This is a genomic window from Kitasatospora sp. NPDC087271 (genome assembly GCF_044744605.1).
Taxonomy (GTDB): Bacteria; Actinomycetota; Actinomycetes; order Streptomycetales; family Streptomycetaceae; genus Kitasatospora.
In genome coordinates this window covers 626,999-637,847 of the sequence record NZ_JBIUYQ010000001.1, presented here as the reverse complement: position 1 = coordinate 637,847, position 10,849 = coordinate 626,999, and the positions used below count along the sequence as shown (strand labels likewise).

The window sequence follows — 10,849 nt, the reverse complement described above, 5'->3', positions numbered from 1 at the left end:
ATGAGCGAGACCCAGACGTCCACGTCCCGGGAGGACCGCATCGCGGCCCTGCCCGAGCACCTGCGGGCCCTGCTGCGGGACCGCCTGGCGGGCGCCGAGGCGCCCGCCCCCGAGGCCGCCGCGAGCACCGCGCTGCGCCCCGCCGACCGTTCCCGCCCGCTGCCGATGTCCTTCGCCCAGCAGCGGATGTGGTTCCTGTACGAGTTCGACCCGGAGTCGGTCGGCTACAACTCCTCCTTCGCACTGCGGCTGCGCGGCGACCTCGACCGCGCGGCGCTGCACGGCGCGCTGGCCGCCGTCGTCGACCGGCACGAGGCGCTGCGCACCACCTACGACCAGGTGGACGGCGTCCCGGTGCAGGTCCCGCACCCGAGCGTGGACATCCCGCTGCCGGTCGTGGAGGCCGGCGGCGGGACGCCCGAGGAGCGGGAGGAGGAACTGCTGCGGCTGGTCCGCGAGGAGGCCGGCCGGCCCTTCGACCTGCGCACCGGCCCGGTGCTGCGGACCCTCCTCGTCCGGCTCTCCGACCGCGAGCACGTGCTCGTCCTGAGCATCCACCACATCGCGCACGACGGCTGGTCGCTGTCGATCGTCACCCGCGAGCTGGGCCAGTACTACGCGGCCGCGCTCCAGGGGCGCGAACCCGACCTGCCCGCGCCGGGGCCGCAGTACGCGGACTACTCGGTGTGGCAGCGCGAGCGGGCCTCCGGCGGGCGGCTCGACGAGCAGCTCGACTACTGGCGCGAGCAGCTCGACGGCGTCCCCGTGCTGGAGCTGCCGACCGACCGGCAGCGCCCCGCCGTGCCCACCGGGGCGGGCGCCTTCCACGAGTTCAGCGTCCCGGCGGAGACCGTCGCCGGGCTGCGCGAGCTCACCGAGTCCGCCGCGGCGACGCTGTTCATGACGCTCACCGCGGCCACCCAGCTGCTGCTGGCCCGGCTCTCCCGGCAGGAGGACGTCGCGATCGGCACCCCGGTGGCCGGCCGCGACGAGCCCGAACTCGCCGACCTGGTCGGCCTGTTCCTCAACACCCTGGTGCTGCGCGCCCGGACCGAGCCGGGCCTGGGCTTCCGGGACTTCCTGGGCCAGGTCCGCGACACCGTGCTGGCCGGCTTCGACCACGCGGAGGTCCCGTTCGAGCGGGTGGTGGACGCCGTCCAGCCCGAGCGCGACCCCAGCCGGATGCCGCTCGCCCAGGTGCTCATCGTCCTGCAGAACGCCCCCGAGGCGGTCCTCGACCTGCCCGGGCTGACCATGGAGCAGCTGGCCCTGCCGCAGGCGAGCACCGGCTTCGACCTCGTGGTGGCCTTCGAGGAGCGCCCCGACGGCAGCCTCTGGTCCGCCCTGGAGTACAGCACCGACCTGTACGACGAGGCCACGGTGCGCCGCTTCGCCGGCCACCTGACCACCCTGCTCGGCTCGATCGCCGCCGACCCCGACCAGGAGCTGGGCCGGCTCGACCTGCTCGACCCGAAGCAGCACAACCGGCTCACCGTGGACTGGGCCCGCAACCCGGTGGCCTTCCCCGAACAGGACCCGGTGCACCTGCTGGTGGCCAAGCGGGCCGCCGAACGCCCCGACGGCCTCGCGGTGGTGCGCGGCGACGAGCGGCTCAGCTACGCCGAACTCGACCGCCGGTCCGGGCTGTTGGCCGAGGTGCTGCGCTCCCGCGGCACCCGCCCCGGCGACGTCGTCGGCGTCTGCTGCGAGCGCGGCCCCGACCAGGTGGCCGCCACCCTCGCGGTGCTCAAGGCCGGCGCCGCCTTCCTGCCGCTGAACCCGCGCTTCCCGGCCGCCCGCCGGGAGCTGATGCTGGCCGAGACCGGCGCCGGGTTCGTCTTCACCGAGCGCGCGCTGGCCGCCGACGCGGGCGAGTCCGCCGCCGAGCCGCTGATCCTGGAGGATCTGCGCCCGCAGCTCGACGCGCACACCGGCCCGGTGCCCGAGGGTGACCGGGTGGGGCCGGACGCGCTCGCCTACATCGTCTACACCTCCGGCTCCACCGGCACGCCCAAGGGCGTGCTGCTGGGCCACGGCGGCCTGACCAACGTGGTCAACGCCTCCCGGCTGATCGTCGGCACCGGCCCCGAGAACACGGTGACCCAGCTCTCCTCGCCCAGCTTCGACGGCGCGGTCTGGGAGACCTTCCTCGCCCTCGTCTCCGGCGCGGCGCTCGCCCTCCCGGCGAACGAGTCCGAGGCGCTGGGCAGCGAGCAGCTGCGCGCCATGGCGGGAGGCCGGCCCACCGTCCTCGCGCTGCCGCCCGCGGCCCTCGCGGCGGTCGAGCCCGAGGCACTGCCCGCCGGCTCGGTGGTGCTCGCCGTCGGCGACCGCTGCCCGGTCGGCCTGGCCCGCAAGTGGTCGCGGGTCCACCGCTTCATCAACGGCTACGGCCCGACCGAGAACACCGTCGGCGCCACCATGTTCGAGGTCCAGGACGAGGAGGCCGGCAGCCGGCTGTCGATCGGCCGGCCGCTGCCCAACACCGAGGTCTACCTGCTGGACCCGCACGGCAACCCGGTGCCGCCCGCCGTCACCGGCGAGATCCACCTCGGCGGCCGCGGCGTCGCCCAGGGCTACCTGGGCCGCCCGGAGCTGACCGAGCAGCGGTTCGTCCCGCACCCCTTCGCGGACGACCCCGGGGCCCGGCTCTACCGCACCGGCGACCTCGGCGCCTGGCTGCCCGACGGGCGGATCGACTTCCGCGGCCGTGCCGACGACCAGGTCAAGATCCGCGGCTTCCGGGTCGAGCCCGGCGAGATCGAGTCGGCGATGCAGCGCCACCCCGCGATCGACCAGGCCGCCGTGGTGGTCCGCGAGAGCGACCGCGGCAAGCAGCTCGTCGGCTACCTGGTCGCCGCGTCCGGCCGCGACCGGGGCGAGGCGGTCCGCGAGGTCCGCGAGGCCCTGACCGAGGAACTGCCCGCCTTCATGGTGCCCGCCGCGCTGATCCCGCTGGACGCGATGCCGCTCACCACCAACGGCAAGGTCGACCGGGACGCCCTGCCGGACGCCCGGGAGGCCCTGACCAGGGTCTCCACCCCGCCGAACGGCCCGGTGGAGACCGCGCTGGCCGAGGTGTTCCGCTCGGTGCTGGGCATCGAGGACGTCGGCGCCGAGGACGACTTCTTCCTGCTCGGCGGCGACTCCATCCTCTCCACCCAGGTGGTCGCCCGGGCCCGCCAGGAGGGCCTGCACTTCACCGCCCGGGACCTCTTCCAGCACAAGACCGTCGCCGCGCTCGCCAAGGCCGCCGGGACGGGGGAGAGCGGGCCGGCCGAGGAGGACCCGTACCGCACCGGGCCCGTGCCGCTGACCGCCGTGCAGCAGTGGTTCTTCGAGCACCACACCGTCAACCCGGGCCACTTCAACCAGTCGCTGCTGTTCGAACTCGTCCCGGGCACCGACGCCGAGGCCCTGCGTGCCGCCCTGGCCGCGCTGGTCGGGCAGCACGACATGCTGCGCGCCCGCTACACCCGCGACGCCGGGGGCGCCTGGTCCCAGGAGGTGGCGGCCGAGGCCGACGGCTGCTGGGACTTCCAGCGGCTCGACCTCGCCGGGGCGCCGGACGCCGAGGAGCGCGCCACCGAGGCGTTCCGGCAGGCCCAGAGCGGCCTGCGGCTGGCCGACGGGCCGTTGCTGCGCGCCGTCCTGGCCGACCTGGGACCGGACCGCCCGGCCCGGCTGTTCCTCACCGCGCACCACCTGGTGGTCGACGGCGTCTCCTGGCGCATCCTGCTCGACGACCTGCGCTCCGCCTACGCCGACCTGGCGGCCGGCCGGCCCGTGCGGCCCGCCCCGCGCTCCACCTCCTTCGGCCAGTGGTCCCGCCGACTGCGCGAGCACGCCCTGACCGGCGGCTTCGACGACGAGCTGGCGCACTGGCGGTCGCTGCCCGAGCCCGCCGGGGAGCCCCTGGACACCGGCCGGTTCGGTGACCGCCGCACCGCGCGGCACACCCTGACCGGGGACGAGACGGAGGCGCTGTTGCGCCGGGTGCCCGGCGTGCTGCGCGCGCAGGTCCACGAGGTGCTGCTGACCGCCCTCGCCCAGGCGCTCGCCGCCCAGGGCCACGCCGGCGACGGCGGCACCGTGATCGACCTGGAGGGGCACGGCCGCGAGGAGATCCTGGACGGCGTCGACCTGTCCCGCACCGTCGGCTGGTTCACCACGATCTACCCGGTGCTGCTCGACGTGCCCGCGGACCTGGCGCCGACCGCCGCCGTCCGGGTGGCCAAGCGCCGGCTGCGGGCCGTCCCGCGCCGCGGCATCGGCCACGGCGTCCTGCGGCTGGCGGCGGCCGCCGAGGCCCGGGAGGACCTGCTGGTCCCGGCGCCCAGGGCCCGGATCGGCTTCAACTACCTCGGCCAGTGGGACAACCAGCTGCCCGAGGGGGACCGGCTGATCCTGCGCCACCTGGACCACGGCGGCGGCGACCACGAGCCGGGCGAGACCCGCACCTACGAGCTGGACGTCGCCGCCGCGGTCGAGGGCGGCCGGATGGAGCTGTCCTGCGTGTACGCGGGCGGCCGGTTCGACGAGGCGGCGGCCACCGCCCTGCTCCAGCGCATGCACGAGGCCCTGCGCGAGATCGTCCGGGCCTGCGGATGACCGGCCGGGCCGGTACGGACACGGCCCCGCGGGGCCGACGGAAGGAAGTGACCGTTTGAACGACGACCAACCCTGGCTGGTGATCCCCCGGCCGCGCCCGGAGGCGACCCGTCGGCTGGTCTGCCTGCCGCACGCCGGCGGCAGCGCGGGCTTCTACCGGCCCTGGGCCAACCACCTCTCGGCGGCCGTCGAACTCCAGCTCGTCCAGTACCCGGGGCGGGAGGAGCGGATCGAGGACCCCTTCGTCCAGGACGCCGCGACCCTGGTGGCCCAGCTGACGCGGGCGCTGCTGGAGACCGACCGCCCCGGCGTCGAGACGGTGGTCTTCGGCCACAGCATGGGCGCGCTGCTCGCGTACGAGACCGTGCAGTCGCTGCACGCGCAGGGCCTGCCGGTGGCCCGGCTGGTGCTCTCCGGCTACCCGCCGCCGCAGGCGCCGGCCGGCTCCGGCGACGGACCGGCCGGGCGGGCGCCGGCCCGGCCCCGCGGCGACGACGAGCTCCTCGCCACGGTCGCGGGCCACGGCGGGACCCAGATGTCGATCTTCGACGACCCGGACATCCGGGAGATGGTGCTGCCGATCCTGCGCAACGACTACCTGCTGATCGACTCCTACCGGCCCACCGCGCTGCGCCCGGTGGACTGCGGGGTCGTGGTGCTCACCGGGGACTCCGACGTCACGGTGAGCGTCGAGCGGGCCCGCGGCTGGGAGGCGCTGGCCGGCAAGGAGTTCGCGTTCCACGTGCTGCCCGGCGGGCACTTCTACCTGACCGCGCAGCGGGCCCGGGTCATCTCCTTGCTGCACGACTACCTGCTGGACGGGGACTGAGCCGGCCCGGCCGGGCCGCGAACCCCCGCCGAACGCCCGTCGAACCCCCGCCGAATTCCGGCGAGTTCCGCCGAACAGATGGCACCCCCAACCATCGGGTGCCATCTGTTCGGCATGTCGGAAAACCCCCGGCGAACGCCGGGACGCGCTGGAGTGCGTGTTTCCGCTGAGGCTTAAAAGCCTGTTTTCCGGAGGCTCCGCTGCCGCAGGATTTCGAGCCATGGGACAGCCCGGGGCTCCGGGTTGAACGACCGGCTGAGAGGGTCAGGAATGCTGGGCAACGTCGTCATCGTCGGTGGTGGGACATCCGGTTGGATGGCCGCCTCGTACCTGCGCGCCGCATTCGGCGATCGCATTTCCGTCACGCTGGTGGAATCCAAGCGAATCAAGTCCATCGGGGTCGGCGAGGCGACCTTCAGCACCGTCCGGCATTTCTTCAACTACCTGGGCCTGCCGGAGCACGTCTGGATGCCCAAGTGCAATGCCACCTACAAGCTGGGCATCCGATTCGAGAACTGGCGGCGCAAGGGCCACTACTTCTACCACCCCTTCGAGCGCCTCCGGGTCGTCGACGGCCTGCCGCTCACCGACTGGTGGCTGAACAGCCGCTCCGGCGACCGCTTCGACCAGGACGTGTTCCTGATGGCCGCGATCTGCGACGCCGAGAAGTCCCCGCGCTACCTCGACGGCACCCTCTTCGAGCAGGACTTCAAGGAGGGCGGCAACACGGCCGAGCGCGACACCCTCACGGAGCAGGACACCCAGTTCCCGTACGCCTACCAGTTCGACGCCTCGCTGCTGGCCGACTTCCTCTCCGGGTACGCCACCGAGCGCGGCGCCAAGCACATCGAGGACGACGTCGTCGAGGTCGTCCAGGACGAGCGCGGCTGGATCAGCGGCGTGCGCACCAAGGAGCACGGCCTGATCGAGGGCGACCTCTTCATCGACTGCACCGGCTTCCGCGGCCTGCTGATCAACCAGACCCTGGAGGAGCCGTTCACCTCCTTCCAGGACACCCTGCCCAACAACCGCGCGGTGGCGCTGCGCGTCCCGGTCGACATGGAGAAGCGCGGCCTGCGCCCCTGCACCACCGCCACCGCCTCGGACGCCGGCTGGATCTGGACCATCCCGCTGTTCGGCCGCATCGGCACCGGCTACGTCTACTCCGACGAGTACGCGACGCCCGAGGAGGCCGAGGCCACGCTGCGGGCCAAGGTAGGCCCGGACGCGGAGGGCCTGGAGGCCAACCACATCAGGATGCGGATCGGCCGCACCCGCAACGCCTGGGTCAACAACTGCGTCGCCATCGGCCTGTCCAGCGGCTTCGTCGAGCCCCTGGAGTCGACCGGCATCTTCTTCATCCAGCAGGGCATCGAGGAACTGGTCAAGCACTTCCCGGACGCCAACTGGGACCCGGGGCTGCGCCGCTCCTACAACCGCATCGTCGGCAACACCATCGACGGCGTACGGGAGTTCCTCGTCCTGCACTACAAGGCCGCCGCCCGCGAGGACAACGCCTACTGGCGGGACGCCAAGACCCGGGTGATGCCCGACGGCCTGGCCGAGCGGATCGAGCTGTGGAAGGCCAAGCCTCCGACGGAGGCCACCATCTTCCCGCACTTCCACGGGTTCGAGTCCTACTCCTACCTGGCCATGCTGCTCGGCCTCGGCGGCATCGAGCTCAAGGCCCCGCCCGCGCTCGCCCTTCAGGACGGCAGCCGCGCGGAGAAGGAGTTCCAGCTGCTGAGCGACCAGTCCGCCGAGCTCCTCAAGCGCCTGCCCAGCCAGTACGAGTACCTCGCCCAGATGCACTGACCCTTCGGCGCCCCGAGAAAGGAGGCACCATGGACAGTCTTCCGTACGTACCGGCCGCGGTGACGCTCGCTCTGCTCGTCCCCGTGGCACTGCTCGGACGCCGGCTGGCGAAGCTGCTGCGGCAGCCGGAGATCGTCGGCGAGATCATGGCCTGCCTCCTGCTCGGGGCGCTGCTGGCGAGCCAGTGGCACTGGAAGCCGGCCACCATGGACGGCGGGGCCGTCCTGGAGAAGGCGGGCCACCTCGGCCTCGCGCTCTTCCTGGTGGGCGCCGTCCACGAGATCCGGGCCGGCGGCAGCCGGCTGGGCGGGCGCACCATCGCGATGACCGCCACCGGTTCGCTGCTGCTGCCGCTCGGCTGCGGCGTCGCGTTCGCCGCGTGGGTGCTGGCCGACGGCTCCCCGGCCCTGCGCGGCGGCGCCCCGGCCGGGGTGCTGGTCCTGATGCTGGCGATCGCGCTGGCGGTCACCGCCGTACCGGTGCTGGCCGGCATCCTGGACGACCGCGGCATGCTCAACACCGCGATCGGCCGGCTCTGCATGGCGGTCGCGGTCTCCATCGACGCCGTCACCTGGTCGCTGCTGGCGATCGCGGTCGGCCTGGCGCACGGCGGCGGGAAGATCACCCCGTACCTGGTGTTCGTCGTCGGCCTGCTGGGAGCCTGGCTGATCCGTCGGGCCGGAGCCCTGCCCGGGCCCCGGGCCTGGGCCGAGCGGATCCCGGTGGCGGTGCCGACCGGGCTGACCGCCGCCGCGGCCGTGGCCGCCGCCCTGACCACCTCGCGGCTGGGCCTCACCGACGTGCTCGGCGCCGTCCTGGTCGCCCTGGCGCTGCCGGGCGACGACGGCGCCGGCCCCTGGACCAGGGCCGCCCACACCGTCGGCGGCTGGGGCCGGATCGTGCTGCCGCTGCTGTTCACGGTGACCGGCATGGGCCTCGCCTCGGCGCCGCTCAGCGTGTTCTCCTGGCAGGCCGTCGTCCTGTCCGTGGTGCTCGCGATCTTCGGCAAGCTGGTCGGCAGCTACTACGGCGCCCGGGCGGCCGGCCGGCCCGCGGTCGAGTCCATGCGGATCGCGGTGTTCCTCAACGCCCGCGGCCTGACCGAGCTCGCCGTCCTCCAGACGGGTTACCAGGCCGGGATCCTCACCCCGGCGCTCTTCCTCGCCCTCGTCGTGATGGCCCTGTTCACGACGGTGCTCAGCGGTCCGCTGCTGTGGGTCATCGACCGGCGCACGGCGAGCGTGGACGCGCCCCGGACCGCGGAGCCGGTCCCCTACCCAGTCGAGCGGTGAATCACGTGGAACTCGTCACCTCAACCCCCTCCGATTTCCGGACCTTCATGTCCGGCTTCCCGAGCGGCGTCGCCATCGTGACCTCGCTGGACGACGCCGGCCGGCCCTGGGGCATGACCTGCTCCGCCCTGTGCAGCGTCACCGTCGAACCGCCCACCCTGCTGGTCGGCATGCGGGCGGAGAGCCCGACCCTGAAGGCCGTGCTGCGCAGCGGCCAGTTCGCGGTGAACCTGCTGCACGCCGAGGGCCGCGGCACCGCCGAACTGTTCGCCTCCGGCGACCCGGACCGGTTCGACGCCACCACCTGGCGGCTGCCCCCCGGCGCCGGCGGACCCCACCTCGTCCACGACGCCCACGCGGTGGCCGACTGCCGGGTCAGCCAGCTGGTCCCCGTCGGCGGCCAGCGGATGGTCTTCGGCGAGGTCATCCGGATCACCGAGCTCAGCGACGCGTCGCCGCTGCTCTACGGGAGGAGACAGTTCAGCACCTGGCCCGCCTAGCAGAGCTAGCAGAGCGTCCCCACAAGACGCCCAGACCACCGTTGTGGAGGAGAGATGACCGCTCAACCCACCGACGCGGACACGCCGCAGGGCACACCCGCCCGCGACCAGGGCATCCAGCGCCACAGCGCGATGCCGGTCCGGAAGTACCAGCCGTACCAGGCGGTCGGGCTGCCCGACCGCGGCTGGCCGGGCCGCCGCGCGGAGCAGGCCCCGCTGTGGTGCAGCGTCGACCTGAGGGACGGCAACCAGGCCCTGACCGACCCCATGGACATCACCCGCAAGCGGCGGATGTTCGACCTGCTGGTCGCCATGGGGTTCAAGGAGATCGAGGTCGGCTTCCCCACCTCCTCGCAGGACGACCACGCCTTCCTCCGCCACCTCGTCGACACCGGCGCGATCCCGGACGACGTCGTCGTCCAGGTCATGACGCCGATCCGCGGCGACTTCATCGAACGCACCGTCAAGGCCCTGGAGGGCGTGCCGCGCGCCGTCCTCCAGATCTTCAACCCGACCTCGGAGGTCCAGCGCCGCCTGGTCTTCCGCAAGGACCGCCGGCAGACCACCGCCATGGCGCTCGACGGGGCCGAACAGGCCCTCAAACTCCAGGACTCGATCCCCGGCACGGAGATCTACCTCCAGTACGCGCCGGAGTCCTACACCCAGACCGAGCCGGACTACGCGCTCGAACTCTGCAACGCCGTCCTCGACTTCTGGGCCCCGCGGGCCGCGCACACGCTGCGGATCAACCTGCCCTCCACCGTCGAGGTGTTCCCGCCGCAGGAGTTCGCCGACCGGATCGAGTACACCCACCGCAACCTGCTCCACCGCGAGCGCACCATCCTCGGCGTGCACCCGCACAACGACCGCGGCAGCGGCGTCGCCGCCGCCGAACTCGCCGTCCTCGCCGGGGCGGACCGGGTCGAGGGCACCCTGTTCGGCAACGGCGAGCGCTCCGGCAACGTCTGTCTGGTCACCCTGGCCATGAACCTGTTCTCCCAGGGCGTCGACCCGATGCTGGACCTGAGCGACATCGACGGCATCCGCCGCATCGTCGAGAGCTGCAACCAGATGCCCGTCCACGCCCGCCATCCGTGGGCCGGCGACTTCGTCTACACCTCCTTCGCAGGCTCCCACCAGGACGCCATCGCCAAGGGCCTGCGCGCCCGCGAGGAGTCCGGGCAGGAGGTCTGGGACGTGCCGTACCTGCCGATCGACCCGCGCGACATCGGCCGCGACTACCAGGCGCTGATCCGGATCAACACCCAGTCCGGCAAGGGCGGCATCGCCCACCTGCTGCGCACCGAGTACGGCATCGAGCTGCCGCGCCGCCTCCAGATCGACTTCGCCGCCGAGATGCAGGCGGTCTGCGAGGAGATCGGCGGCGAGATCACCGGCGACCAGCTGTGGGAGCACTTCGTCGAGCGGTACGTGGCGCTGGGCACCGAGACCGTGCCCGGCCTGCCGGCGCCGGAGCCGCTCGTGGCGGAGCCCGGCGACACCCGCTGGAGCGGGGCCACCGCCGAGGCGGTGGCCGGCTACGGGCTCGACGCCGTCGTCCAGGGCCTCGTCGTGGAGCGGGCCGGCGCACCGCTGAACGCGGTCACCGCCGCCTTCGAGATCGTCGTGGACTCCCACTCCTACTGGGGAGTCGGCATCGCCGAGGAGGAGGGCGAGGCCGTCGGCCGGGCCGTCCGGGCCGCGTCCCTGCGGGCGCTGCTGGACACCGAGCGGTCCGGTCTGTCCGAGGCCCGCTAGGGCCACCGGGCTGACCGGCCGGGCAGGGCCGGACCGACGGGCTG

6 protein-coding genes are annotated in these 10,849 nt (G+C 73.4%); all 6 read left to right on the top strand.

Annotation, left to right across the window (positions count from 1 at the left end; genetic code table 11):
• The 6 genes from ACIO9K_RS02585 to ACIO9K_RS02560 all read left to right on the top strand — a co-directional run bounded on the left by ACIO9K_RS02585 (window position 1) and on the right by ACIO9K_RS02560 (window position 10,805).
• Window positions 1–4,611, top strand: a complete 4,611-nt coding sequence (locus ACIO9K_RS02585; protein WP_400326347.1) for an amino acid adenylation domain-containing protein — start codon at window positions 1–3, stop codon at window positions 4,609–4,611.
• Window positions 4,612–4,666: 55 nt separating this feature from the next.
• Entirely contained in the window at window positions 4,667–5,440 is a 774-nt protein-coding gene (locus ACIO9K_RS02580; protein ID WP_363623356.1) for an alpha/beta fold hydrolase, read from the top strand.
• Window positions 5,441–5,710: 270 nt separating this feature from the next.
• On the top strand, window positions 5,711–7,255 hold the full coding sequence (locus tag ACIO9K_RS02575) for a tryptophan halogenase family protein (RefSeq protein WP_400326344.1): 1,545 nt from the start codon (window positions 5,711–5,713) through the stop codon (window positions 7,253–7,255).
• Between the two features lie 29 nt (window positions 7,256–7,284).
• Window positions 7,285–8,547, top strand: a complete 1,263-nt coding sequence (locus ACIO9K_RS02570) for a cation:proton antiporter (protein WP_400326341.1) — start codon at window positions 7,285–7,287, stop codon at window positions 8,545–8,547.
• Between the two features lie 47 nt (window positions 8,548–8,594).
• A complete protein-coding gene (locus tag ACIO9K_RS02565) occupies window positions 8,595–9,047 on the top strand; it encodes a flavin reductase family protein (RefSeq protein WP_363585116.1) in 453 nt (150 codons plus the stop codon).
• 54 nt (window positions 9,048–9,101) lie between these two features.
• Window positions 9,102–10,805 (top strand): 2-isopropylmalate synthase, encoded by a 1,704-nt coding sequence (locus tag ACIO9K_RS02560; RefSeq protein ID WP_363623362.1) that lies wholly within the window; start codon window positions 9,102–9,104, stop codon window positions 10,803–10,805.
• Window positions 10,806–10,849: the final 44 nt, after the last annotated feature.

Bases quoted from the DNA above. Each gene is read 5' to 3' on its own strand.
- ACIO9K_RS02560 (WP_363623362.1), top strand. From the start codon at position 9,102: ATGACCGCTCAACCCACCGACGCGGACACGCCGCAGGGCACACCCGCC.
- ACIO9K_RS02565 (WP_363585116.1), top strand. From the start codon at position 8,595: ATGTCCGGCTTCCCGAGCGGCGTCGCCATCGTGACCTCGCTGGACGAC.
- ACIO9K_RS02570 (WP_400326341.1), top strand. From the start codon at position 7,285: ATGGACAGTCTTCCGTACGTACCGGCCGCGGTGACGCTCGCTCTGCTC.
- ACIO9K_RS02585 (WP_400326347.1), top strand. From the start codon at position 1: ATGAGCGAGACCCAGACGTCCACGTCCCGGGAGGACCGCATCGCGGCC.
- ACIO9K_RS02575 (WP_400326344.1), top strand. From the start codon at position 5,711: ATGCTGGGCAACGTCGTCATCGTCGGTGGTGGGACATCCGGTTGGATG.